The organism is Qipengyuania soli, assembly GCF_015529805.1.
GTDB lineage: Bacteria > Pseudomonadota > Alphaproteobacteria > Sphingomonadales > Sphingomonadaceae > Qipengyuania > Qipengyuania soli.
The window spans coordinates 2,752,370-2,778,530 of the sequence record NZ_CP064654.1 but is presented as its reverse complement, the minus strand read 5'-3'; the positions used below and the strand labels follow the sequence as shown (position 1 = coordinate 2,778,530).

Below are 26,161 nucleotides of genomic sequence, written 5' to 3'. Positions count from 1 at the left end.
GCACGCTCAGCCCCGGGCTCCGAAAAGCGCTGTGCCTACGCGAACATGCGTCGCGCCAAGTTTGATGGCGGTTTCGTAATCCCCGCTCATGCCCATGCTGCGGCCTCCCAGCCCGTGGTCGCGTGCCAGCTTGTCGAGAAAGGCAAAGAAGGGCGCGGGCTCGATATCGAAGGGCGGGATGCACATGAGGCCAGCGACCGGAATACCGGCATCACGCGCCTGATCGAGCAGGGCCGGCAAATCCTTCACCGGGCAGCCGCCCTTCTGCGGCTCCTCGCCGACATCGACCTGGATGAAGCAGGGGACCTGCTTCGCGTGCTTGTCGAAGGCCTTGGCCAGCGCGGTCACGAGGCTCGGGCGGTCGAGCGAATGGATGCAGTCGAACAGCTGGACGGCATCTTCCGCCTTGTTCGACTGGAGCTGGCCAATCAGGTGGAGTTGCGCGCCCGGGAAGCGCTCCTCCAAACCGGGCCACTTGGCCTGCGCTTCCTGAACACGGTTCTCGCCAAAGTGGCGCTGTCCTTCCTCCAGCAGCGGAACGATCGCTTCGGCCGGGTGCGTCTTGCTTACCGCGATAAGCGTCACCTCGCCCGGATCGCGCCGGGCGATCTTGCAGGCAGCAGCGATGTTGGCGCGGACTGTCGCGAGAGGAGTATCTGCAATTTCCATGGCGCCGCGCTATAGCGTGTCGATGCCCGCGCGCCAGTCCCTCCCCTTGCTTTGGTTGCTGTCCGATGCGCGCAACGATGCGGGACTGGAAGAGGCGTTGCGCAGGCTGCCTACAGGCTCCGGCTTCGTCTTTCGCCACTACCATCTCGACAAAGAGGCGCGGCGGGCGAGGTTCGACGAACTGGCCACGATCGCCCGGCAGGGTCACCACGTCGTCGTCTTCGCAGGAAATGAAGACTGGGGTGCGGACGGCAGCTATGGCCCCCCGGGTCATCGCGGGACCGGCTTGCGGCTAATCACTGCGCACGATGGCGAAGATCTCCAGGCTGCCGTCGAAGACAAGGCTGACGGCATCTTCCTTTCGCCGGTGTTCCCGACCGCCTCGCATCCGGGCGCGCACACGCTAGGGGTGCACGGCTTCCACGTCCTCGCACAGCAGTCGCCCGTACCGGTTATCGCCCTTGGCGGGATGACCCACGAAAGGGCGCGCGAACTCGACTGGCCGCGTTGGGGAGCGATCGACGGACTCGGTTGATCGATCATTCCTTGACCTCGGACTCGCCGAGGATTCATAATGGCCGTTCTCGACGGATCAGGGGAAATTTCATGGCTTCGCGCGCAGGCGCAGGACCCGATTGGCGGGCGGCATTCCGCCGCAGCTTTCGCCGTGCCACTCACATGGCTGGCGCGGGGCTGCTATTCGCCCTGCTGCTTTTCCTCACGCTGGCAATGGCAAGCTATACGCAGACCGACCCCAGCCCTTCCACTGCGGCTGCCGGTACCGACATCCGCAACTGGATGGGTGCGAGTGGCGCCTGGGGCGCAGAGCGCGTCCTCAACTACTTCGGCCTGCCCGCCATACTATTGCTGCCGCTGCTGTACATTTCCGCCCGCCGCCTGTGGACCGGCGTAGAGCACGAGGACGAGGAAGAAACGCCGGGCCGCTGGTGGGGGCCTTTCGCCATGCTCCTTGCGGCCATGGTCCTGCTCGGCACGATCCTCGCTCTCGTCTTCGATGCGGCGACCGGCAGCCTGCCTGCGGGTCTCGGCGGACTGTTCGGGCAATTGGGTGCGCTTGGCATCGAGGCGGTCGGGGACCGCTTCGGCGAAGCGGCCTCTGGCTGGGTCGTCCTTGCGCTTGCTCTCGTCGCGTTGGGAGGGGGAATTGCCCTCGTTACCCGCGTCTTCGCCATCGACTGGGTGCAGTTCCTGACCCTGCCCGACTTCGTCAAGCAGCGGCCGCATATCTCCGACATCGACCTGCCGCTGGTCCCGAAGAAGGCGAAGCGGGCCAAGCCTGCGCTGCTTTCGGATGACGAGGAGGATAACGAAGACGCCCCCGTCACGGCCCGCCGCGCCCCCGAAATTGCCGACCCGGCCCCCGCGCCCGCCAGCCCCCGTCCGGCCAAGGCCAAGCAGCGCGACATGTTCGCCAATTTCCAGCTGCCCAGCCTCGACCTGCTCGACGACATGCCGGAAAATTCCGCGCCCAAGCTCGACAAGATGGCGCTGGAGCGCAACGCGCGCCTGCTGGAGAACGTGCTCGACGACTTCAACGTCAAAGGCGAGATCACTGCTGTCCGCGCCGGCCCGGTGGTCACCATGTACGAGCTGGAGCCTGCCCCCGGCATCAAGGCCAGTCGCGTGGTCGGTCTTGCCGAGGATATCGCCCGCAACATGAGTGCGATCTCGGCCCGCGTCTCGCCGATTCCGGGCAAGACCGTGATCGGCATCGAACTGCCCAATGCCGACCGCCAGATGGTCAGTTACAAGCAACTCGCGGCCAGCGCCGCCTTCGTCGACAGCAAGGGCAGCCTGCCGATGATCCTGGGCAAGGACATCGCCGGCGAGCCGATCGTCGCCGACCTTGCCGCCATGCCCCACCTTCTCGTCGCCGGTACGACCGGGTCGGGCAAGTCGGTCGGCTTGAACACAATCCTGCTCTCGCTGCTCTATCGCTTCACGCCCGAAGAGTGCCGCCTGATCCTGATCGATCCCAAGGTGCTCGAACTGAAGACCTACGACGATATTCCCCACCTGCTCAGCCCGGTGGTGACCGAACCCGCGAAGTCGGTGCGCGCCTTGAAGTGGGCAGTCGAGGAGATGGAGCGCCGCTATCGCATGATGAGCAGCGTCAATTCGCGCAACATCGCCGGCTTCAACGAGAAGATCAAAACCGCCATCGCCAAGGGCAAGCCGCTGGGCCGCCGCGTCCAGACCGGCTTCGACCCCGAGACGGGCGAGGAGATCTACGAGGAAGAGCAGCTCGATTACGAACCGCTGCCGCTGATCGTGCTGATCGTCGACGAGCTTGCCGACCTCATGGTCACCGTCGGCAAGGAAATCGAAGTTTTGATCCAGCGCCTGTCACAGAAGTCGCGTGCTGCGGGGATCCACCTGATCATGGCAACGCAGCGTCCCTCGGTCGACGTTATTACCGGCGTCATCAAGGCGAACCTGCCGACCCGCATCAGCTTCAAGGTGACGAGCCGTATCGACAGCCGCACCATCCTTGGCGAACAGGGCGCCGAACAGCTGTTGGGCAAGGGGGACATGCTCTACAAGCCCAACACCGGCGCCATGATCCGCGTCCACGGGCCCTTCGTTTCCGATGAAGAGGTCGAGAAGGTCGCCGACCATTGGCGCGCGCAGGGCAAGCCCGATTATGTCGATGCGGTCACCGAGGAGCCGGAAGAAGGCTTCGGCTTCAGCTTCGAGGACGAGTTCACCGCCTCCGACAATCCGGAAGAACGCAAATACCGCCAGGCCTGCCAGATCGTGTTCGAAAACCAGAAGGCCTCTGGCTCATGGCTCCAGCGCCAGATGGGGGTAGGCTACAACACGGCGGCCAAGTGGATCGAGCGGATGGAGGGCGACGGCCTTGTCGGGCCCGCCAACCACGTCGGGCGACGCGAGATATTCCGCGACCGCGACGGCAATCCGATCTAGCAACCGGCCAGACCTAGAAAATGAGGGGGTGGGCATGACCGACGTTGCAGCGGCGGCTGGAAACGACAGTCCGAAACGCGGGCCGATCAGCAAGTACACGATCCTCCGCGCCTTCGCGGAAATGCGCGCCTGGTGGCAAGAGGAAGTGGTGGGCCAGACCAACCACGCCGAAACCATCGCCCGCGTCAGGGACGAATCCCTGCTGACGACACGCTATGTCTTCATGATCGCGATGTCGGCAGGCATCGCCATCCTCGGCCTGCTGCTTTCCTCACCGGCGGTGGTCATCGGCGCCATGCTCTTGTCGCCGCTGATGAATCCAATTATCGGCACGGGCTTCGCCCTCGCTACCGGCGACGCCCAGTGGTTGCGCCGCTGCGCCAGGGCTCTGGCTGTCGGTTGTGGACTTGCCGTCCTGTTCTGCGCGCTCATCGTCGTATCTTCGCCCCTGCAGACGGTGACGAGCGAGATTGCCGCACGTACGCGACCCAATCTCTTCGACCTGCTGGTGGCGCTCTTTTCGGCCCTGGCTGGCGGCTATGCCGTCATTCGCGGGCGCGAGGGTACGATCGTCGGCGTGGCGATTGCTACCGCATTGATGCCGCCGCTGGCTGTGGTCGGCTTCGGCCTTGCGACCATGAACTGGACGGTGTTCTTCGGGGCACTCGGATTGTTCGTGACCAACTTCGTCACCATCGCCCTGACGGCGGCCGTCATGGCGCGATTCTATGGCTATCGTTCGGGCCTTTCGGAACGCCAGAGCCGCGTGCAGTCGCTGGCCATCGTGGCCGTGTTCATCGCGCTCGCAATACCGCTCGGTTTTTCTCTGCGGACAATCGCCTGGGAGGCCAACGGCCAGCGCGTGGTCAACCAGGAGGTAAAGGCAGCGTTCGGCGCGAAAGCGCGGGTGGACCAGCCTGTCGTGAGCTGGGACACCGACCCGGTCAACGTGACCGCCAGCGTCTTCACTCCCGAATTCCGCACCAATGCGAATACCGAGATCGCCAAGCGTTTGGAAGAACGGCTCGGCACCCCGGTCGCGGTGAATATCGACCAGTACCGTGTCGGCACCGACCCGGGCGCTGCGGAGCAGGCCGCCTTGGCGCAGGCCCGGGCGAAAGAGCAGGCAGAGGCCAACGAGCGGCAGATTAGCGGCCTCGGCGATCGCATGGCACTCGTCGCTGGCATCGGTCGGGATGAAGTGATGATCGACCGCGAGAACCGGCGGGTCATGGCTACGGCAAGGCAATTGCCCGGCCTGACGCTTGGAGGATATCGCGAACTGGAGCGACGGGTGTCGTCCGACGTGCCGGGATGGACGGTGTTGCTGCGGCCACCGTCGCTTACGCTTCCCAGCATCACATTTGAGGACGGCACTCCAGACGAGGATGGCGCAAAGGCCCTGGCCCTGATCGCTTGGGCAGCCCGGCGGACGGGAAACACCGTGGTACTCTCGGGCGCTGATCGTGACGCGAACCCGATTGGCGAGCAACTTGCAAAGTCTGGTGTGAGCGTCAGAGTGGAAACGGGGCGCGGGCCAGAGGTCAGAGCAAGCTGGGCAATCCAGTAGCCGGCCCTCATTCACACAGGGCGCAGGCAACAAAAGAGGGGCAAGCGCACCGCCTGCCCCTCCATTTGCATCACATCTTGTAGTTCAGCTGGACGTATCCGAAGCGACCCGGGATGTCGTAGGTCGTCGGGTCGTAATTCGGACCCGTGCAGCTGAAGCAAGCCGGCGGATCCTTGTCGAACAGGTTCAGGATGCCGACCGTGAAGCGGAAGGAATCGTTCATGAAGCTGGGCGTGAAGGCCAACTGCATGTCGGTGTAGAACCGCGAGTTCATTTCCTTGCCGTCTGCTTCGGTCACCTTGGATATGTACCGGCCGGTGAACGCCGCATCGAAGCCGCCAAGCGACCAGGAAAGGACGCTCGTCGCCTTGAACTTCGGATACGACTGGTCGGGGAAGCCGCGGGTCGTACCGCGATAGTCCACCGTCGCCGATCCGCCTGCGGTCGGGAGCGTTTCCTTGTACTTGGTCAGCAGATTGGCATTGACCGAGAGGCCGAAGCTTCCGGCACCGCCTTCGCTGGTTCGGGCATTGAAGGTGGCATCGTACCCGCTTGTCTCGATCTTGCCGATGTTCTGCAGCAGACCTTGGATGCTGGCGATGCGACCGCTGGCGGTACGCGTCACATTGTCGCAGGCCAGTGCGTCGCCGAGCGATGCGCAACGTGCCAGCGTGACCTGCGGATTGATCGCGGCGATCGCCCCGTCGACGGTGATGTCGTAATAGTTCACCTCGAGGCTCAGGTCCTGCAACGCTCCGCCGCGCGCCCAGTCGGGGCTGTATACTGCACCGACCAGCCAGGTCTCGGAGGTTTCGGGATTCAACGCCGAGTTGCCACCGGTCAGCGTGGGGAGCTGGCCACCATTGGGCTCGTTATAGCTGCCATCCGAGGGTACCCCGTTGGCGATACAGTTCTGGCGCACAGTGGTGTCGGTCTGCCAAGGCGATCCGGCCACGTTGGTGCAGGGATCGTCGATCGGCGCGTCGGCACGCGACTGCGCACCGAAGAGTTCGCCGAGCGCCGGGGCCCTGAAGCCTTCGGCATAGGATCCGCGCAACAGGATGTCGGGCACCGGCTTCCACAGCAGCGTGCCGGTGAAGCTGGTGTTGCTGAACCCGGTCGAATAGTCCGCGTACCGGACCGCACCGTCAAGTTCGAGCAGTTCGAAGAACGGCGTCTCCTTGAGCAGCGGCACCCGCAACTCGCCGTAGAACTCGTTGGTGTTGTAGCTGCCCGACGCAGCCTGCGCCGGGATGTCGGCACCAAGCCCGGCCTGGATGATCGGATCGGGGGTGAACGAACCGCTCTGGTGGCGATGCTCGTAGCCGACCGCAATTCCGACCATGCCGCCTGGCAGTTCGAAGAGGTCACCCGAGAGGTTCGCCGTGTAGTCCTGGAGGCGCTGGTCGCTCTTCGACCTCTCGTCGAACGAGATGAAGTTGAGCATGTCCTGCGTGATCGACCCGGCACCGCCGAAGATGTTCAGCGGCACGCAGTCGCCGGTGCAGTTGGCGACCGGGCCGAGCGCCTGCGCCACCTTGGCGGCGTTGACGTTACCCGTGAACAGCTGGTGCGCATCGTTCCAGCCCAGGACAGCATTCACGTCCCAGTAGAAGTTTGCGCCGAGGCGTCCGTCGAGCGTCGCCGCCACAGTCCAAGTGTCGACCTTCTGGGTGTAGGTGCGCTGGCCATTTTCAACCAGTCGGCGGCCAATAAAGCTGTAGGTCGCCGGGTTTCCGTCGGTACCCGAATTGAGCGTGATGCCGAAGGGGTTGTACGGGTTGGTCACGTCGATCGACACGGTGTCGAGGAGGTTGCCGTTACCCGCATCGGGCCCGAGGAACAGCGGCAGGAATGCTGCCTGGTTCTTCGAGTTGCGGCGGTTGTAGACCATCCTCGTGCGCAGGTTGATCGTGTCGGTCAGCTCCGCCTTGGCGCTCAGCCACGCGCCGTAACGCTCCGAAGGCGTCAGCAGCAGGTTGAAGGGCGCGAAGTTGAAGCGATCGGCGCTTGTGAAGGCCTTGAAGTCGCCGCCGACAAGCGTCGGGTCGTAGACGCCGCGCGTGGTCAGCGGGAAACTGCGCACGGTGACGCTGCCACCTGCGGGAAGCGACGGGTTGCCCGGGTTGAACGCAATGCGCCCGCCGAGCGTGCCAGACGAACAGCCGCCGATCGGATCGGTGCAACTGGTCTGGCCCGGGTTAGGGAACTGGGTCAGTTCGCGATTGGCGGTGCGGACCTGCTTCTGGTCGACGTAATCGATGCCGGCTGCGACCGAAACACGCTCGCCGCTGGCACCGTAGCTCAGTGACAGGTCAAGCGTCTCGCCATCGTTGTACTTGAGGTACTGGCCATACTTGGCCGAGGCCTGCAGGCCATCCTGTTGCTGCTTGGTGATGATGTTGACGACCCCGGCGATGGCGTCAGAGCCGTAAAGCGGGGACTGGCCCGACTGCAGCACTTCGATCCGCTGGATCATGCTCTGCGGAATCGAGTTCAAGTCGATCGTCGAGGGAATGCCGCTGGCTGCAGTGGCGGGCACGTAGCGCATGCCGTCGACGAGGACCAGGGTACGCTTGGCCAGCAGGTAGCGCAGGTCGATTTCAGCCGTACCTGCACCGACGCCGCCACCATCCTGCGGGTTGCCGATGTTACCCGAGTTGTTGACCTTGGTGTTCAGGCCGCCGGCAGCGCTGGGGAGGCGCTGGAGGATGTCCGCAACCGATGAAAGACCGGTCTGCTCCAGCGCTGCATCGTCGAGGGAAATGACGGGTGAGGGGTTGTCGAGCGGGTCGCGGCGAATGCGCGAACCAGTGACGATGATCGGTGCTCCCGGAGTGGCTTCCGCCGCTTCCGCGCCTCCGGACGTTACTTCCTGGGCCCAAGCGGGCGTGGTTGCGCTGACTGCGAGGGCAAAGCCGCTCGAAGCAAGAAGGAAAGAACGACGCATAAGAACTGTGTCCTTGTCATGTTGCAAGGATCAAATGATCGCTCCAAATCGGATTTCGGCAAAAGGTTATTTTACGGGCATAGCGTAATGTTGCGCCCCTGTTACAATTGCACCACATGGCGGGTGTGGAGAGAATTGGAAGTATTTAGCCCAGCTATTGGCGATCAAGCTCGCACGCTGCATGTATAAGCCAAAATTCTATCAGTATAATGCAAGACGGGGAGACTCTCGTCCCCCCGTCCGCATCGCTTAGCAATGTATCGCGCGATCAGTATTTCACGCGGATACGAGCGTACCAGTACCCGCCGTTGAGGCCGAAAGGCCCGCCCGGACGCGGATAGATAGATCCGTTCGAGATGCTGCCCGTCAGATCGTAGATCGGATTGTTCACCGTGGCTGCGATCTTGTCGGGATAAGTATCGAACAGATTGTTCGCACCCACCGTCAGCGTGTACTTGTCCGCGAAGGTGTAGCTCACGTCGAGATCGGTGATGAACTTGGCACCGAAGTGCTGGCCATCGATGATCGCTCCGGTCGAGAGATTGCCTTCACGAATGGGATAGTCGTTGGAATCGCGCCATTCGCCGTAATAGCTCTCACGGAAATTGATCGCGAAATCGCCGATTTCCCAGTTGGCCGAGAAGGTCGCCCGGTGGTTTGGCGCAAGGTATTTGATGTCGATCAGCTGCGTCGGTCCGATCACACCCGGGTCGAAGTTCGTCACCTTGCTCTTGTTGTAGTTGTACGCGAGCGTGAGGTTGAGCGAGCCGTCGCCAAGGCCGGTACGATAGGTACCCACGACGTCGATACCGCGGGTGAGCGTATCGAAGCCGTTGGTGAAGTACTGGACCGATCCGCCTTCACCCACACCGGCAAGCGAAGGCAGGGCGACGATGTCGGCTGCGCTCACCGTGAAGGTCTGCGAGATACCGATACGGTCGCGCACCTTGATCGAATAACCATCTGCCGTGAGCGTGAAGTTGTTCGACGGCTTGATGACGATACCGGCACCGAAGTTGGTCGATTCTTCCGGTCCGAGGGTAGTTGCCCCGTAGAACTGGGCAATGTCGCTCGTCACCGGATAGGTACCCACCTGCACCTGGTTGCCCTGGATAAAGGTAGTGGTCAGGACCTGGACGTTGTTCTGGCCGGGCGAGGGAGCGTGGAAGCCCGTGCCCGCCGTCGCGCGCAGCGAAACGGCATCGGTCACTTCGAGCAGGGCGTTGATCTTGCCGACCGTAGCGCTGCCGAAGTTCTCGTAGTCCTCGTAACGACCGGCAATACCCATCGACAGGCGATCGGTAAGGTCGGCTTCTGCACCCACGTAGACGCCCCAGCTCTTTTCGCTGCTGGTGCCGGCAAAGGTCGGGCTGGTGCCGCCGTAGCCGCTGGCCGCAGGAGGCATGGTTACGGTGGAGTCATAGGCATAGACGCCCGGCGAGGTCTGAACATAGAGGTCCTGCACAGCGTATGGGCCGGCACCGTAGGACTGCGGATCACCCTCGGTCGCCTCGTATTCCTCGCGCCGGAATTCAGCACCCCACGACAACGTGACCGGGCTCGCAAGGCCCATGTCGAGCGGATAGGTCATGTCGAGGTTGAGGTTGAGTTCGCGCTGGATCAGCTTGCCGAACTGGAACTCGGTCTGCGTCGCCGGACCGTATGAAGGTGCCAGCGAGTTGTACATCGACAGGTTCAGCGACTGGCGGGCCAGCGACCCCGAAAGGTCGTAGGTGAAACCCGAATCCAGTGAGCCCTTGATGCCCGCAACGCCGATCGCCTGATCGGTTTCGCCAACGAAGCGTGGGGTGAAACCGGCCGGATAGAGCTCGGTGAAGTTGAACACATTGGCGTCGCGCACGAACCCGCCACTCGGGCAGGTTGCGTTGCCCGCCGGACATGCCGTCAGGTAGATCGGATGACGGAATGCCGAGTTTGCGGAAAGCGTACCCGTGGACGACGATGTCCCGTTGAAGCGGGTGGCCGTGGTGGTCACCGCCTCGCGGTAGTTGAAGCTCTGGTCAGCCTTCGAATTGGCGAAGTTGCCGAACAGGTAGAAGGTGGCTTGCGGCGAAACTTCGAATTCGCTGTTCACCACGACCTTCCAGCCGTGCGAAGGCGAGGAACCCCAGATCTGTACCGGGCCCGGATAGTTGGGTAGCTGGTCGGCCAGGTTGGGGAACTGGTTGGCAAAGTTCACTGCCGAAGGGCGCTGGACACCGCGGCTGGTGCCTTCACTGTCGTAATATTCGCCGGCAACCGAGATGAAACCGTTGTCACCCAGGCCGATCCCGCCGTAGCCGGAAATCTGCCAGGTTTCGCCATCGCCTTCATAGTGCTGCCCGTAGAGTGCCTGCGCCTCGAAACCGGTATCGTCGCGCAGACCGTAGTTGAGCACGCCGCCGATGGCATCCGAACCGTATTGCGCGGTCGCGCCGTCACGCAGGACCTGAAGGTTGCCCACGGCAATCGCCGGGATCGAGGAGATGTCCGCGCCCTGCGATCCGAACGACAGCGCCGTGTCGCCGCCGGTGTAGACCTGGACCAGCGCCGAGCGGTTGAAACGCTTGCCGTTGAGCATGACGAGAATGTTGTCGGCCGGAAGGCCGCGCAGCGACGGCGCGCGCACGAAGGTCGATGCGTCCGAAATCGTGTTCTGCGGCACGAAGAACGACGGCACGACGTTCTTCACGACGTCGAGCATGTTCGCGGCCGGCTGCGACTGGATCTCGCTCGCCGAAATGACATCGACCGGCGATGCCGAATTCACCGCGCTGCGGTCAGTACGGCGGGTACCAATGACGACGATGGCCGGAGCGTCGGAATCCTCTTCGGCTGCAGCGGTATCATCGCTACCGGCATCCTGCGCCATCGCGACGTCGGCGCTGGCAAGCGCCCAAACCGCCGTGGCAGCAACGAGCAGCGCCCGCGCCGAAGGCTGTTTCCCTCTAAAATTCATAAGGTTTTCTCCCCAGGAACGTTTAGTCCATGCGGAAATATCGGCCTGACGCCGCCCCTCCCGCATTCGACCCGAGGGACAGGGTTAACCGGCACCTTTCAGAAAACAACCCTTTGCCTGAATTTTTCGTAACATAATTGCAATGCGGGTGATTTCGGCATCACTGAAGCGATGCCGCCTCAAAGGTCTCGCGCTACGGGATAGCCAGTCCAGCGCTTGATACTGCGAATCTGGAAACTGGAGCGCATCGAGGAAACGCCCGGAAGCCGCGACAGGCATTCGCGGTGAATTCGATCGAACTGCTCCAGATCGCGCGCAGCGACCCGCAGAAGGTAATCGCCAGCGCCCGACATCAGGTGGCAATCGAGGATATCGTCGAAGTCCTGCACCGCCGCCTCGAACGCAGCCATTGCCTCACTGCTTTGGCTGATCAGGGTGATCTCGACCGACACCACCAGGCTGAGGCCGAGGCGGGCCGGATCGAGCCTCGCTCCATAGCCCGAAATAATCCCTGCCTGCTCGAGCGCCTTGACCCGCCTGTGACAGGCCGACGGCGACAGCGCGGCGAGGTCTGCAAGCTCGGCCAGCGAACGCGTCGAATCTTCCTGCAGAGCGGTAAGCAATTTCCTGTCAGCGCGGTCCATGCAATATTTTCCCACATATGTGGTCTCATACAGTAATATTTTCCAATCATCGGTCAATCGGGAGATTATTGAGGCAAAACATTCCCCGGCTTTGGCGCTATGTCGGACCGATAAGGAGAGACATCATGCGCATCGGCTGCCCTAAGGAAATCAAGAACCACGAATACCGCGTCGGCCTCACGCCCGAGAGCGCGCGCGAACTCGTGAACAACGGTCACGAGGTCTGGATCGAGACCCAGGCCGGTTCGGGCATCGGTGCGACCGACGCCCAGTATGTCGCTGCGGGTGCCAAGGTGGTTGACGGACCCGATCCGATCTTCGCGGAATGCGAAATGGTGGTGAAGGTCAAGGAACCGCAGGCGGTGGAGCGCGCCAAGCTGCGTGCCGACCAGATCCTCTACACCTACCTCCACCTCGCTCCCGATCCGGAGCAGACCAGGGAACTCGTCGCCAGCGGCGTCACCGGCATCGCCTACGAAACCGTGACCGGCCCGGGCGGCCAGCTGCCTCTGCTTAAGCCGATGAGCCAGGTTGCCGGGCGCATGAGCGTGCAGGCAGGCGCCACCGCGCTCGAGAAGGCCCATGGCGGACGCGGTGTGCTGCTCGGCGGCGTTCCGGGCGTGATGCCGGGCAAGGTTACCGTCATCGGCGGAGGGGTGGTCGGATTTAACGCGGCGCAGATGGCCGCTGGCCTCGGTGCCGACGTGACGATCCTCGACCGCAGCCCCGAAGTACTGGAGCGCGTCGGCACCCATTTCGAGAGCCGCGCCAAGACGCGCTTTTCCAACGCCGCCAATCTCTACGAGGCGGTATGCGAAGCCGATCTCGTCATCGGCGCAGTCCTGATCCCGGGCGCGGCCGCGCCCAAGTTGGTCAGCCGCGAAATGCTCAAGGACATGCAGAAGGGCGCGGTCCTCGTCGACGTCGCGATCGACCAGGGTGGCTGCTTCGAAACCAGCCGCGCGACCACGCATGCCGAGCCGACATACGTGGTCGACGACATCGTCCACTACTGCGTTGCCAACATGCCGGGCGCAGTTGCGCGCACCAGCACATACGCGCTCAACAACGTTACCCTGCCGCATGCCCTGCGCATCGCCAATCTCGGCTGGAAGGAAGCGCTGCGCAGCGACCCGCACCTGGCAGAGGGGCTCAACGTCCACGCTGGCCAGGTAACCTACGAAGCCGTGGCCAAGGAACTGGGATACGACTACCGCCCGGTGGCCGAGGTTATCGGCTAAGGTAAATAATCTACTCCCGCACCCGTAACGCCGCTTTAAGCCCTCGTGCTTAAAACGGCGGGATGGGACGGGGTCTCTCCTCGACGATTTCGCGCGCCGTCCGGTGTGTGATGCTCGCGTTCATCGCGGGCTTTTTCGTCGTGGCCGGGCCTGCAGCGGCGGAAGGCGGTTTCGCCCCCGCCTCGGTCTGTCACATTTCCGGCAGCCGCGACCTTCAGTTTGCCGATGCCCTGCAGAAGCCGGACAGCTGGACATGCAATTCCGACAAGTACGAGTTCAAGCAGCAGCGCCATATCGTCCGGCTCGATCTCGCGCACCGTACAGTCGCCGACGGCAATCCTCATTATGCCGAGTTCGAACGTTACGAGTTCGACCGGCTGACAGTGACCCTCGTCAACGAGGAAGGGCGCGCGGTGAGCCGCAGCTACGGCTTCACCGACACATGGCTCGGCGCGTCCAGCCTGCAATCCATGGTCGAACTGCCGGAAATCAGGGGGCGGGCGACTGCCCTGGTGTTCACCCTCGACGGTGGGAAATGGCCTGAGGCTCTGGCCGCCGCAGAGCTCGTCGACCGGCCGTCGGTCCCGCCGATCGCTGGTTTGATACACCTCTATGCAGCGTTGATTTGCGGCCTGTTGCTAACCCCTATCCTCTTCGACCTGGGGTACTTCAGGGCGCTGCGCGAACCCTTCCCGCTGTGGCACGCACTGTTCTGTGCAATGGCCTTCGTCCAGACCGCTTCCGTTTCGGGCCTGATCCCGCTGATGAGTTCGATCGACTTCAAGACCGAGCTCTACATCACCTACATGAGCGTCGATGTGATGATCGCCGCAACGATGCTTTTCGCCAGCAATTTCATCGAGCCTGCGGCCTTGGGGCGGAGGGGTCGTCTGGCCCTGCTCGCCATCGCTCCGCTAGCCCTGGCCAACGGGATTTCGACGACCTTCTTCCCGGAGCTTTTCGGCAAGTGGATCGACCACGCCTATTTCGGTGCCTACATCTTGATGCTGGGAACCTATTTCGTTGTCCTTGGGCGGGCGTGGAAGCGCGGTAGCCTGATGGCACCATACCTTATCCTAGGTTTTGCTCCCTTCACTTCGATCATCGTAGCGCAATTCGCCAGCATCCTGTGGTTCCCGACCAGCTATACCTTCGACGAGACATGGCCGCAGAATATTGCCCTGCTGTTCGAAGTCGTCGCCACCGCGCTGGCGGTTGCCGACCGCTTCATCGCGATCAAGCGCGAACGCGACCAGGCGGTAGACGAGGCCCGCACGCTCGAAGCGCTGAGCGAGCATGACCAGCTCACTGGCCTGCTCAATCGCCGGGCCCTTGAGGCACGCTATGAAACGCTTGTCGAAGAGGGCTTCTCCGCAATGGCGGTACTCGACATCGACCACTTCAAGTCGATCAACGACCAGCACGGGCACCCGATCGGCGATGCCGTGTTGCGGTGCACCGGCGAAGCGTTGCAAGGCGGGGCCGCACGCGATCTGGTGGCATTCCGGATCGGCGGCGAGGAATTCCTCCTGCTGCTCCGCGGCATCGACGCGCGCGAGCGCGCCGAAGCATTGCGCCGCGCAGTGACCGTGCGGACCCTGGCACATATCGGCGGGCTCGATCGACCGGTCACTGCCAGCATGGGCTTCCTCGACTTTTCGCAGGTCAGGAATGAGGCGGGCGTCGATTTCGATGCGCTCTACACGCGCGTCGACCAGCTGCTCTATGATGCCAAGTGCGCGGGCCGCAACCGCATGGCTGCCGACAAGCTCGAGCTGTTCGAACCCGAGTTCGATGAAGATGGTGGAAGCACCGCCGCCGTAGCCTGATATCCCTCTCGGATTTACCCGACTGGAACTTTTGTCCGTTACCACGGCCCGACAAAGGGATTGGGTCGTGTACAGGATCATCGGGATACTGCTGGCAAGTTTGCTCGCGCTTTGCGGCGTGGAGGCGATGGCTGCGCCAACTTCGTCACAGGAGCGCTGCTCGCTTACTCTCGACAGTGCGCCAGCAGCATCTGCCCTGGCTTCGCTCGCGGGTTGGCACTGCCCGGCAGAATTCTCGGTCGAGCCCGAACGATTCCAGGTTCTGCGCATCGACCTATCGTCGACTCCTGATCGCGGATCGCTCAAGCACGCCATCTCGCGCAAGGCCGATTTCTCCTCGCTCACCTTCGTGACCGTCGATCAGGCCGGTGCCATCCGCATGACGCGCAGCGTCTTCGCCGATGGACAGCAGGCGTTTCTCGATCGCCAGTTCAGCCTCCCCGTCCCCGTCATCACCGACCAGACCCAGACATTCTACGCGATCATGGAGGGCGGCACCGAGACCATGCCGCTCGACTACCTTCGCCTTGAGCATCGCCTGCCCGGTTCGAGCGCGGAGGATCGCAATGTCCTGCTGGTGTTTGCACTGGTCATCGGCGTGCTGCTGATGCCGATGCTGATCGACGCCGGTGTCTACCATGTTTTGCGTGAGCGCTTCAGCCTGTTCCATATTGCCATGATCGGCAGCACGCTGGTGCACCTTGTCACCGTGTCGGGCCTCAACATCCCGCTCTTCGCGCTCGACCTGCCGACCTCGCGCATGCTTGGCGTTGCGAGCTTCGGCGGGATCCTGATCGCCGCCAACCTCTTTACCGGGGCCTTCCTCGAGCACGAATACCTGCCGCGAAACGCAGCCAAGATCTTCAGGTTGCAAGCCGCTCTCGTGGCCTTGGCAACCTTGCTCCACTCGCCCCACCTTCCGGCTCTCGGCAGCCTGCCTGCAACGGTATTCTATGTCGCCTGTTTCGCCACCAGCCCGTACTTCGTGTGGGCAACCTGGCAGGCCTGGCGCAAGGGCAGCCGGTCGGCCCGCTTCCTCGCCATCGGCTTTGCCCCGCTCGTCATCGTAGGCCTGATCCGGACGGTCAGCCACCTCGTCCCTGGCATGCCGACCTACGACGCAGGAGCACTCTTTCTCCTCGGCGTGGTGCTGGAAGTAGTGGCGACGACTTTCGGTGTTGCTGACCGCTTCCTCGTCCTGCGCCACGAACGCGACAAGGTGAAGGCCGAGGCCGAAGGGTTGGCGCAGCAGGCGCGGCACGATCCGCTGACCGGCGTGCTAAACCGCCGCGCCATGACCGACGACTTCGCCGGGCTGGTAGCCAAGGGCTACACCTCGGTCGCGCTGCTCGACCTCGACCGCTTCAAGTCGATCAACGACGAATTCGGCCATGCCATGGGTGACGAGGTGCTGAAGGCCTCCGCGCAGGCACTGTCCGGCGATGCAGAGGCACGCGTGGTGCGCATGGGCGGCGAGGAATTCCTGCTCCTCCTGCGCGGACCGGACGCCCGCCAGCGTGCCGAAGCGCGCCGCCGGGCAATCACCGCGCGTATCCTGGCAGAGATCGATGGGCTCGACAGGCCGGTTACCGCCAGCATGGGCTTCCTCGATTTTTCTGCCGTGATCGGCGAGAGCGAGATCGATTTCGCGACCATCTATTCGCGCGCCGACCAACTACTCTACAGTGCCAAGTGCGACGGAAGGAATCGCATGGTCCACGAACGGCTGGAACTGTTCCAGCCGCAGGTCGATCAGCGCGGAGCCGCCGCGGCCTAGTCTTCGGAGAAGGGTGCCAGGACCTCGGGCCGGACGCGGACCAGGCGGTTACTCGCCCGGTCGAGCATCGCCCAGGTGGTCGCAGCGGAGACGATCACCTTGCCCGCATCGTTGCGGAAATCGACCCGGCGGAGCGAGGTCGCACCGCGTGCGGGGCCTTCGATCCAGGTCTCGCCGGTGACGGTCTGCCCCTCGTCGACATTGCCGCGATAATCGATCTCGTGACGGCTCACGACCCAGAAGAACGCCTCGCGATCTTCCGGTCGCGCGACGGCATCCCAGTGTGCGGTGGCCATGTCCTGGATCCATCGGACCCAGACGGTATTGTTGACATGGCCAAGCTCGTCGATGTGCCCGGGAGCGGCCACGAAGGTCCGAGTGAAGCGTTTCATGTCACCGTTCACCCCGATGTTCGGTCACCCCGAGTTGCCACAGCACGAAGGCGACCTCCTCGGCTGTCTCGCGAATGCTCTCGAAGCGGCCCGACTTGCCGCCATGGCCGGCGCCCATGTTGGTCTTCAGCAGCAATTCGTTGCCGTCGGTCTTGAGCTCGCGCAGCTTGGCGACCCACTTTGCCGGCTCCCAATAGGTGACCCGCGGGTCGTTTAGCCCGGCGGTCACCAGCATCGGCGGGTAATCCTGCGCCACCACCTGGTCATAGGGGCTGTAGGCAAGGATCTGCGCAAAGGCCTGCTTCGAGACAATCGGATTGCCCCACTCCGGCCACTCGCCGGGGGTCAGGGGCAAGTCTCCATCGAGCATGGTCGAAAGCACGTCGACGAAGGGCACATGCGCCACCACCGCGCCCCACAGGTCGGGGTCGGTATTGGCGACGACGCCCATCAGTTCGCCCCCGGCCGAGCCACCCGAAATGCTGATGCGCCCCTTTTGCGTGTAGCCCTTTGCGACCAGTCCCTTGGCCACGTCGACGAAATCGTTGAAGGTGTTGGTCCGCTCGGCAAGCTTGCCCGCAAGGTACCACTTGCGCCCGAGATCGTCGCCGCCACGGATATGCGCGATGGCATAGGCGAAACCGCGATCGACGAGGCTGAGGCGCGTGGTCGAAAAACCCGGCGGCACGGCATAGCCGTAGGCGCCATAGGCGTAGAGGTGCAGCGGACCGCCCGGCTCGCGGTCCTTGCGCATGACCACGCTGACCGGGACCATGGTCCCGTCCCGCGCCTCGATTTCCAGCCGCTCGGTCACGTAAAGCGAGGCGTCGTATCCGCTCGGGATTTCCTGCTGCTTGAGCAGTTCGAGTTCGCCGGTCGCGACGTGGTAGTCATAGACCGAGTCCGGCGTGACCATGCTCTGGTACGACAGCCGCAGCTTGTCCTGGTGGTATTCGGGGTTGTTGGTCAGCCCGGTGGTGAAACTCGCTTCGGCAAATGCGATGGGCTTCACGAGATTAGGGTCGGCGTAGGAACGCAGCTGGATCTGGTCGAGTCCCTTGATCCGCCCCTCGGTGACGTAGAAATCACGGTAGAGTTCGAAGCCGTCGAGATAGAACTCGTCCGATCCTTCGATCAGCGTCGTCCATTCGCCGGGTCGTTCGAGAGGAGCCGTGGCGAGGCGAAAATTGACGTGTTCGTCGTTCGTGTGGATCCACAAGGTGCCGTCGCGTAGATCGACATCGTATTCGACGCCTTTCTTGCGCGGCTTGACGAGTATCGGCGCCGCGGTCGGGTCGTTCGCCGGGACCAGCCGCACTTCGGACGTTTCGTTGTCGCCCGTCGCGATGACCAGCCAGTCTTCCTGCGCCGACAGGCCCGCGCCGACGCGAAAGCCTTCGTCCTCGGTCTCACGGTAAAGTTCGACGTCCTCACTCAGCGGTGTGCCGAGCACGTGGAGCGTCGCGTCGTGCACGCGCCAGTTCTCGTCGGCGAGGCCATAGACAACTGCGGTATCAGCCTTGACCCAGACCAGATCCGATAACGTGCCCGGAATCTCGTCGGGCAGGTGTTCGCCGCTTTCGATGATCTTGAAGCGCGCGGTGAATCGTTCCGACCCGTTGGTATCGACCGAATAGGCCAGCAGCTTGCCGTTGTCGGACACCGAGAAGGTGCCGAGGCGGAAATATTCGTGGCCCGCCGCAAGCTCGTTCTCGTCGAGGATCAGCTGTGCCTCGCCATCGCCCTCGGCGGGCTTGCGGTAGTATTTGCGATATTCCGCGCCCTCTTCGAATTCCGACCAGTAAAGCCAGTTGCCGCGGCGCTGGGGGACGGTGGAATCGTCTTCCTTGATGCGCGCCTTCATCTCCTTGAACAGCGTCTCGACGAGTTCCTTGTGGGGCTCCATGCGCGCCTCGAACCAGGCGTTCTCCGCCTCGAGATGTGCAAGGACATCCTTGTCCTTGACCTCGGGGTATCCAGGGTCGCGCAGCCAGGCATAGGGATCAGCGATGGTGATCCCGTGATGGGTGTAGGAATGCTCGCGTTTTTCTGCCTTCGGGGGGTTTAGTTCCTGGGGTGCGGGGCGGCTCGTCGAAATGGGACAACTCCTGAGCTTGGCAACGGGTGGAAAAGGATGCCGGAGGGGCCTAAGTGGGGCGCATGACTATGCGTGCCAAGAGCACGCGGCAAGCGTCACGACGCAGCCCAACTGAAACACAAGAGGATACCCGCCCATGCTCATGCAAACCCACGAAGCCCGCCTCGACGCCCTGCGCAAGGAATTGGGCAGGCGCGGGCTCGACGGCTTCGTCATTCCCATCTCGGACGAGCACATGAGCGAATACGTCGGCTCCTATGCCCAGCGCCTCAAATGGCTGACCGGCTTCGGCGGCAGCGCGGGCAGCGCCGTGGTGCTGAAGGACAAGGCCGCCATGTTCACCGACGGCCGCTACACGGTGCAGGTGCGAGACCAGGTCGACGGCAAGCTCTACGATTACGAGGATGTGCCCGCGACCAGCCCGGCGAAGTGGATTGCCGACAACGCAGCCAATGGCAGCCGCATCGGCTACGACGCATGGCTCCACGGGATCGGCTGGGCCGAAGCGGCGGAAAAACTGTTCGCGAAGAAGGGCATCGAGCTGGTCCCGGTCGACGGCAATCCGATCGACGCGATCTGGGACGACCGCCCGCAGCCTTCGCTGAACCACGCGACGCCGCATGACGAGAGGCTTGCCGGCCGTTCGAGCGCCGACAAGCGCGCCGAAGTCGCCGACTGGCTGAAGAAGGAAGGCTATGACGCGACGGTCATCACCGCGCTGGATTCGGTCGCCTGGCTGCTCAATTTGCGCGGCACCGATGTCGACAGCACGCCGGTGGCGCTGTCCTATGTCCTCGCCCATGCCGACGGCACGGCGGAACTGTTCATCGCGCCGGAGAAGGTCACGCCGGAGCTGACCCAGCACCTCGGCAATGCCGTTTCGGTGCGTCCGCGCGACGAGTTCGAACCTGCGCTGGCAACGCTATCGGGCAAGACCGTCGCGGTCGATCCGCAGCATGCCGTGGCCGGCATCTTCCATGCGCTGGCAGCAAGCGGCGCCAGGGTCGTGCGCGAAGGCGATCCCACCGTCCTGCCCAAGGCGATCAAGAATCCCACCGAACAGCAGGGCCACCGCGACGCGCAGGCGCGCGACGGCGCGGCCGTGACCCGCTTCCTCCGCTGGCTCGAAATCGAGGCGCCGAGCGGCAAGATCGACGAACTGACCGCCGCCGCCAAGCTGCGCGAATTCCGCGCGGAGGGCGGGAACCTGCGCGATCTGAGCTTCGACACCATCAGCGCCGCAGGACCGCACGCCGCCCTGCCGCACTACAAGGTCGATGAAGACAGCAATATCCCGATCCCGCCTTCCTCCATCTACCTCGTGGATTCGGGCGGCCAGTATGCCGACGGCACAACCGACATTACCCGCACCGTCTGGGTCGGCCCGGGAGAACCAAGCGCGGAAATGGTCGAGCGCAACACCCGCGTCCTCAAGGGCCATATCCAGCTCGCCATGCAGACTTTCCCGCAAGGGACCACGGGCGGCGCGCTCGACGCGCTGGCGCGCATGCACCTGTGGGCCGGCGGGGTCGACTTCAACCACGGCACCGGCCACGGGGTCGGAAGCTATCTCTCGGTCCACGAAGGCCCGCAGCGGATCGCCAAGCCGAATGGCCCCTATCCCGGCAGTATGACCGAACTGCGCGCGGGCATGATCCTCTCGAACGAGCCCGGTTACTACAAGGCCGGGCACTACGGCATCCGCATCGAGAACCTGGTGCTGGTGGTTCCGGCGCAGATCGCAAGCGAGGGCGATTACCTCGGCTTCGAAACGCTGACCTTCGTCCCGCTGGATCGCAAGCTGGTCGACAGGTCGATGCTGAGCGAGGCGGAGATCGGCTGGTGGAACCGCTATCACGAGCAGGTCCGCGCGATCCTCGCGCCGCAGCTCGATGGCGAGGATCTGGCATGGCTCGAACGGGAATGCGCACCCTTGTAGGACCGCGCATGTTCACGTAATGTTCCTACTGTCGCGAGTCGCAACAGCAGGAGCATTGTCATGATCGGATACGTTACCCTCGGCACCAACGACCTCGCACGCGGAGCAGTCTTCTATGATGCTATCGCGGCCGAACTCGGCATTGGCCGCATGATGGAATTCGAGACATTCATCGCATGGGGCGAATTCGGCGGCGCGCCGGGCATCGGCCTCACCAAGCCGTTCGACGGGAATGCAGCGACGGTCGGTAATGGCGTGATGGTGGCGCTGGAGGCGAAGGACCGCGACCAGGTCCAGCGCATCTACGACATCGCGCTGGCCAATGGCGGCAGCTGCGAAGGCGAACCCGGACCACGTGGCGAACCCGACGAGAACGGCATGGTCTTCTACGCCGCCTATTTCCGCGATCCGGACGGCAACAAGCTCAACGCATTCCTGATGGACAAGGCCTGATCACTTCGCCGGATTGCGGACTGATGAACCGCGTCGCCTCTTCGCGACAAAGCGATACAAATCGGCCCGCATCCAGCATATTCCTGCGACATTGACCTCCTAGACAGGGGACACGAGCTGCAGCGGGATGTCGGTTTTCTCCCTCCCCCTCCCCCCGCCCGCTGCGGCTCACCCCATTTCGCAATACCGGAGTGACACAATGCGCAAGACCATCCTTTCCCTTTCCGCCGCTGCCGTGGCCCTGACCGGTGCGGGCATCGCCTATGCCCAACGCGGTGACCGCCCGAACCCCGATGCCAATGGCGATGGCGTCGTCACGCTCACCGAGATGAAGGCGCACGGCAACGAGCTCTTCGCCAAGATGGATGCCAATGGTGACGGCACTATCAATGCCGACGATCGCCAGGCTCATCACGAGGAAATGTTCGCAAAGGCCGATGCCAACAATGATGGCGAACTGTCGCAAGACGAAATGAAAGCCATGCACGAAGCCCGCAAGGAGCGCCGCGAAGAGCGTCGCGCCGCCAAGGCCGGAAACCGCGAAGAGCGGATGGCCGAACATTTCGCCAAGATGGACACCGACAACAGCGGCGGCCTGTCGCAGGACGAGCTGCGCGCAATGCACGAGGCTCGCGGCGAGCACCGCGGCGGTGAAGGCATGCGTGAAGGCAAGCGCGGAATGCGCGGCAAGCACGGCATGGGCGGCGGCCCGCAGATGATGCTCAAGATGGCCGACACCAATGGCGACAAGGCCGTGACCCGCGCCGAGTTCGACACCGCGCTTGCCGCGCACTTCGCCAAGGTCGACACCAATCGCGACGGCAAGATCAGCACCGAGGAGCGCGATGCCGCGCACAAGGCCATGCGTGCCGAATGGAAGACCAAGCGCGAAGCGCGCCAGGCGCAGTAAGGCGCTTGATCGCAGCTCCTGCCCCAAGGTAGGCGCGACAAGGACAAACATGACCGACGCCGCGCCCACCACCCTGCTCCTCGTCGACGACGAGCGATCCCTGCGCGAACCCCTGGCAGAGTATCTCACTCGCCAGGGGTTCGTCGTGCATGAGGCCGAGAGCGCCGCCGCCGCACGCACGCGACTGACGCAGGACCCGCCCGACCTCGTCCTGCTCGACATCATGATGCCGGGCGAGGACGGTCTGTCGCTCTGCCGCCACCTGGTCGAAAGCCGGCACCTGCCCGTCATCCTCCTGACCGCGCGCGGCGAGGCGATGGACCGCATCGTTGGGCTGGAAATCGGTGCCGACGATTACGTGACCAAACCATTCGAGCCGCGCGAACTGGTCGCCCGCATCCGCTCGGTCCTGCGCCGCGCCGAACGTCCGACCCAACCACAGGACGTTGAACTGGCCTATCGCTTCGAAGGGTGGACGCTCGATCCGCTCAAGCGCCGCCTGACCGATCCTGAAGGTGCCCTCATACCCATCTCGACGGCAGAGTTCCGCATGCTGCGCGCCTTCTGCGATCACCCGCGCCAGGTGCTCGACCGCGATCGCCTGCTCGACATGGTCCAGGGGCGCGAGGCGCAACTGTTCGATCGCGCAGTCGACAACCAGGTCAGCCGGTTGCGTCGCAAGCTGGAGGTCGACAGTCGCAACCCGCTGCTGATCCAGACCGTGCGCGGCGGCGGATACCGCCTCGCCGCCGATGTGACCCGTATCGCCAAGGACCCTGTGTGATGCGCGTCGCCCCTCGTAGCCTGCTCGGCCAGGTGTTGCTGGCCACCGCCGTCGCGCTGCTCGTGGCGCAGGCGATATCCTCCGCCCTCCTTTACCGCGCAGCCGAACAGCGGCGCGAGCTGGGTCTTCTGCATGCGGTCGCCTTCCAGCTGCTGACCGGGCCTGCCCGGATGGACCGCGAGGAAGCCCGTGACCGGCGTGGTCGTGGCGCACGCGAAGAGGCCTTCCGCCGCGGCCCGCGCGAGGACGATCCGCTTTCTCCCAGGCTCCCCCGGCGCCTGCGCTACAGCGAGGGCGGATCCAATCCCCTCGCCGCCAACGACAACCGCTCGACGCAGCGTGAGGATACGCTGCAGGCCATGCTTGAATCGCAAGGCATCGAAGTTGCCGACCTCGTCGTGGTCGAGCGCACATTCATGTCCGACCCCGAGGTGAAACAGGCAGCCGAAAACTACCCGCTGATCCACCGCCGCCTGCGCGACCTGCCGCACGCGCTGCTGGTAGTGGGCCTGCGCCAGCAAGGCAGCGACACTTGGCAGGTCGCGCGCATTCCCGTGCCGCAACAGGAACGGGCCATGGTTCGCACGCTGATACTCCAGACGGTGATCATGTTCGTCGTGCTCGTCGGCTTGTTGTACCTGGTCCTGCGGCGCATTACCGGGCCGCTTGCCGCGCTTGCCGAGAGTACTCGCCGGTTCGCCGGGTCCGGCTCACCCGAGCCTGCCCTGGAGCCAACCGGCCCCGATGACGTTCGCCACCTGATCGAAGCTCACAATGCGATGCAGAGCCGCATCGGCTCGATGCTCGACGAGAAGGACGTCATGCTCGGCGCTATCGGCCACGACCTCAAGACCCCTCTCGCAGCCCTGCGCGTGCGTATCGAAGGCGTCGAGGACGAGGGCGCCCGGACGAAGATGGCGCAGACTATCGAGGAGATCACTCTCACGCTCGACGAGATCCTTTCGCTCGCCCGCATCGGCCGCAATCACTCGGAAGCCGAAAGCGTCGAGCTTGGCGCTCTCGCGGCCTCGGTGGTTGAAGAATTCGAGGACATGGGCGAGCCCGTGACCCTCGAAACCGGCGGTCGGATCGTTGCGCCGGTGCACCTCACATGGCTGAAGCGCGGCCTGCGCAACCTCGTTACCAATGCCCTGCGCTACGCAGGCACAGCGCGGGTTTCCGTCACGCGTGATGCAGGACAGGTGATACTGCGCGTCGACGATGACGGTCCCGGCATACCCGGAGACCGCATCTCATCAATGCTGGAGCCATTCACCCGTGGCGAGACCAGCCGGAACCGAGAGACCGGCGGGGCCGGCCTTGGCCTGACCATCGCCCGCGCGGTGGCCGAGCAGCATGGTGGCACTCTGGTCCTGACCAACCGCCCGGAAGGCGGGCTGAGGGCAGAGTTCCGACTGCCGGGCTAACGCATCAATCCGCCCACGATATTCCGGACGAACGCATTTAGCCCGGTGCGAACTGGGTCGGCGCTCGACTTCTTGCCCAGCACCGCCGCGACAGCGATCGAACTGAGCGACCCGGCAGCCGCAGTGGCGGCAGCCTTGCCCGCCTTGCCCCACATGGAGGTGGTCGTACGGCTGCGCTTGCCGACTTCCTCGCGCCCTTTCTCCTCGACCTCGGCTGCGGTCGCCGCGGCATCGGCGGCCTTGGCGGCGAGCACTTCCTCGGCGGACTCCCGGTCGACCCGCGTGTCGTACTTTCCGTCGAGATTGCTCACCGAATTGATGATCGCCAGTTCCTTGTCGGTCACCGTGCCGAGGCGCGAATGCGGCGGCTTTATCAGCGTGCGCTGGACCAATGTCGGCGCGCCATCCTCGTCGAGCGTGGAGACCAGCGCCTCGCCCACTTTCAGTTCCGTAATGGCCTGCGCGACGTCGAGGTCGGGATTGATGCGGAAAGTTTCGGCCGCCGCCTTGATCGCCCTCTGGTCGCGCGGGGTGAAGGCGCGCAGTGCGTGCTGGATGCGATTACCCAGCTGGCCGGCGATCTTTTCCGGGATGTCGATCGGGTTCTGGGTGACGAAATAGACGCCGACGCCCTTGGAGCGGATGAGGCGCACCACCTGTTCGACCTTGTCCTGCAGCGCATCGGGCGCTTCGTCGAACAACAGGTGGGCTTCATCGAAGAAGAAAACCAGCTTCGGTTTCTCGGGGTCGCCCACTTCGGGCAAGGTCTCGAAAAGCTCCGAAAGCAACCACAGCAGGAAGGTCGCGTAGAGCTTCGGTCCCTGCATCAGCTTCTGCGCCGAGAGGATGTTGATCACCCCGCGACCCTGATCGTCGACCTGCAGGAAATCGTCGATCTCCAGCGCGGGCTCGCCGAAGAACAGGTCCGCGCCTTGCGATTCGAAGCTCAGCAGCTGGCGCTGGATCGTGCCGACACTTGCCTTGGTGACATTGCCGTACTTGGCCGAGAGCTCGGAGGCGTTTTCTGCCGTATAGGCGAGCATCGATTGCAGGTCGCCAAGGTCGAGGAGCAGCAGGTTCTGTTCGTCGGCAAAGCGGAAGACGATGTTGAGCACACCTTCCTGCGTCTCGTTCAGATCGAGCAGGCGGGCGAGCAGCAGCGGGCCCATTTCCGAAACCGTAGTGCGGATCGGGAAACCCTTCTCGCCATACAGGTCCCAGAACACCGCTGCGTTGTCGGCATAGACATAATCGGTCATGCCGAGCTGCTTGGCGCGTCCTTCCAGCTTGTCGGCATGTTTGAACTGCGGCGATCCCGACATGGAGATGCCCGACAGGTCGCCCTTCACATCGGCAAGGAACACCGGAACGCCATTGGCAGAGAAGCTCTCGGCAAGTCCCTGGAGCGTGACGGTCTTGCCTGTACCTGTCGCCCCCGCGACGAGCCCGTGCCGGTTGGCCTGGCCGAGCAGCAATACCTGCCGTTCGCCGCTTTCGGTTGCTCCGAGGAAAATCTCGCTCATATTTGCGCCCGCTCCCGTGAAAATGAGGCTGCGGTTTGGCGCAGGCG

At 63.6% G+C, this 26,161-nt stretch carries 18 protein-coding genes; 11 read left to right on the top strand and 7 right to left on the bottom strand.

All coding sequences use genetic code 11. The features are described 5' to 3' along the window. Positions 1-6: 6 nt before the first annotated feature. On the bottom strand, positions 7-669 hold the full coding sequence (locus IRL76_RS13865) for a YggS family pyridoxal phosphate-dependent enzyme (protein WP_200981899.1): 663 nt from the start codon (positions 667-669) through the stop codon (positions 7-9). On the opposite strand from IRL76_RS13865, the gene IRL76_RS13860 reads away from it, so the two are divergent. The 3 genes from IRL76_RS13860 to IRL76_RS13850 all read left to right on the top strand — a co-directional run bounded on the left by IRL76_RS13860 (position 668) and on the right by IRL76_RS13850 (position 5,188). Further along, positions 668-1,204 carry a thiamine phosphate synthase gene (locus tag IRL76_RS13860; protein ID WP_200981898.1) on the top strand — a complete coding sequence of 179 codons (537 nt, stop codon included), beginning with the start codon at positions 668-670 and terminating at the stop codon, positions 1,202-1,204. The two genes, IRL76_RS13865 and IRL76_RS13860, sit on opposite strands and share 2 nt — an antisense overlap. Positions 1,205-1,275: 71 nt before the next feature. Then, positions 1,276-3,618, top strand: a complete 2,343-nt coding sequence (locus IRL76_RS13855; RefSeq protein ID WP_200981897.1) for a DNA translocase FtsK — start codon at positions 1,276-1,278, stop codon at positions 3,616-3,618. A gap of 34 nt (positions 3,619-3,652) precedes the next feature. Further along, the gene (locus IRL76_RS13850; RefSeq protein WP_200981896.1) at positions 3,653-5,188 is read left to right on the top strand and encodes a TIGR00341 family protein; all 1,536 of its coding nucleotides are present in this window, start codon (positions 3,653-3,655) and stop codon (positions 5,186-5,188) included. Positions 5,189-5,258: 70 nt separating this feature from the next. On the opposite strand, the gene IRL76_RS14675 is transcribed toward IRL76_RS13850, so the two are convergent. From IRL76_RS14675 to IRL76_RS13835, 3 genes are all read right to left on the bottom strand, one after another. After that, on the bottom strand, positions 5,259-8,138 hold the full coding sequence (locus IRL76_RS14675) for a TonB-dependent receptor domain-containing protein (RefSeq protein WP_200981895.1): 2,880 nt from the start codon (positions 8,136-8,138) through the stop codon (positions 5,259-5,261). Between the two features lie 268 nt (positions 8,139-8,406). Further along, positions 8,407-11,097 carry a TonB-dependent receptor plug domain-containing protein gene (locus IRL76_RS13840; protein WP_200981894.1) on the bottom strand — a complete coding sequence of 897 codons (2,691 nt, stop codon included), beginning with the start codon at positions 11,095-11,097 and terminating at the stop codon, positions 8,407-8,409. A gap of 179 nt (positions 11,098-11,276) precedes the next feature. Next, positions 11,277-11,741, bottom strand: a complete 465-nt coding sequence (locus IRL76_RS13835; protein WP_200981893.1) for an Lrp/AsnC family transcriptional regulator — start codon at positions 11,739-11,741, stop codon at positions 11,277-11,279. A 125-nt stretch (positions 11,742-11,866) separates the two neighbouring features. Between IRL76_RS13835 and ald the strand changes: the two genes are divergently transcribed. The 3 genes from ald to IRL76_RS13820 all read left to right on the top strand — a co-directional run bounded on the left by ald (position 11,867) and on the right by IRL76_RS13820 (position 16,588). Next, on the top strand, positions 11,867-12,982 hold the full coding sequence (gene ald / locus IRL76_RS13830) for an alanine dehydrogenase (RefSeq protein WP_200981892.1): 1,116 nt from the start codon (positions 11,867-11,869) through the stop codon (positions 12,980-12,982). A gap of 110 nt (positions 12,983-13,092) precedes the next feature. After that, positions 13,093-14,811: a sensor domain-containing diguanylate cyclase gene (locus IRL76_RS13825; protein WP_200981891.1), complete on the top strand. Its 1,719-nt coding sequence runs from the start codon at positions 13,093-13,095 to the stop codon at positions 14,809-14,811. 67 nt (positions 14,812-14,878) lie between these two features. After that, positions 14,879-16,588 carry a sensor domain-containing diguanylate cyclase gene (locus IRL76_RS13820; protein WP_200981890.1) on the top strand — a complete coding sequence of 570 codons (1,710 nt, stop codon included), beginning with the start codon at positions 14,879-14,881 and terminating at the stop codon, positions 16,586-16,588. Here the strand turns inward: IRL76_RS13820 and IRL76_RS13815 are convergent. Beyond that, a complete protein-coding gene (locus tag IRL76_RS13815) occupies positions 16,585-16,980 on the bottom strand; it encodes an acyl-CoA thioesterase (RefSeq protein ID WP_200981889.1) in 396 nt (131 codons plus the stop codon). The two genes, IRL76_RS13820 and IRL76_RS13815, sit on opposite strands and share 4 nt — an antisense overlap. Position 16,981: 1 nt before the next feature. Further along, positions 16,982-19,078: a S9 family peptidase gene (locus IRL76_RS13810; protein ID WP_200984341.1), complete on the bottom strand. Its 2,097-nt coding sequence runs from the start codon at positions 19,076-19,078 to the stop codon at positions 16,982-16,984. Positions 19,079-19,214: 136 nt separating this feature from the next. Between IRL76_RS13810 and IRL76_RS13805 the strand changes: the two genes are divergently transcribed. The 5 genes from IRL76_RS13805 to IRL76_RS13785 all read left to right on the top strand — a co-directional run bounded on the left by IRL76_RS13805 (position 19,215) and on the right by IRL76_RS13785 (position 24,591). After that, positions 19,215-21,017 carry an aminopeptidase P family protein gene (locus IRL76_RS13805; RefSeq protein WP_200981888.1) on the top strand — a complete coding sequence of 601 codons (1,803 nt, stop codon included), beginning with the start codon at positions 19,215-19,217 and terminating at the stop codon, positions 21,015-21,017. 60 nt (positions 21,018-21,077) lie between these two features. Then, the gene (locus IRL76_RS13800; protein WP_200981887.1) at positions 21,078-21,470 is read left to right on the top strand and encodes a VOC family protein; all 393 of its coding nucleotides are present in this window, start codon (positions 21,078-21,080) and stop codon (positions 21,468-21,470) included. Between the two features lie 199 nt (positions 21,471-21,669). Continuing rightward, on the top strand, positions 21,670-22,380 hold the full coding sequence (locus IRL76_RS13795; protein WP_200981886.1) for an EF-hand domain-containing protein: 711 nt from the start codon (positions 21,670-21,672) through the stop codon (positions 22,378-22,380). 49 nt (positions 22,381-22,429) lie between these two features. Then, positions 22,430-23,164 (top strand): response regulator, encoded by a 735-nt coding sequence (locus IRL76_RS13790; RefSeq protein WP_200981885.1) that lies wholly within the window; start codon positions 22,430-22,432, stop codon positions 23,162-23,164. Beyond that, positions 23,164-24,591 (top strand): sensor histidine kinase, encoded by a 1,428-nt coding sequence (locus IRL76_RS13785; RefSeq protein ID WP_200981884.1) that lies wholly within the window; start codon positions 23,164-23,166, stop codon positions 24,589-24,591. Before IRL76_RS13790 ends, IRL76_RS13785 begins: the two co-directional genes overlap by 1 nt. On the opposite strand, the gene IRL76_RS13780 is transcribed toward IRL76_RS13785, so the two are convergent. After that, positions 24,588-26,114, bottom strand: coding sequence for a helicase HerA-like domain-containing protein (locus tag IRL76_RS13780; protein ID WP_200981883.1), 1,527 nt, complete (start codon positions 26,112-26,114; stop codon positions 24,588-24,590). The genes IRL76_RS13785 and IRL76_RS13780 overlap by 4 nt on opposite strands. Between the last annotated feature and the right edge of the window lie 47 nt (positions 26,115-26,161).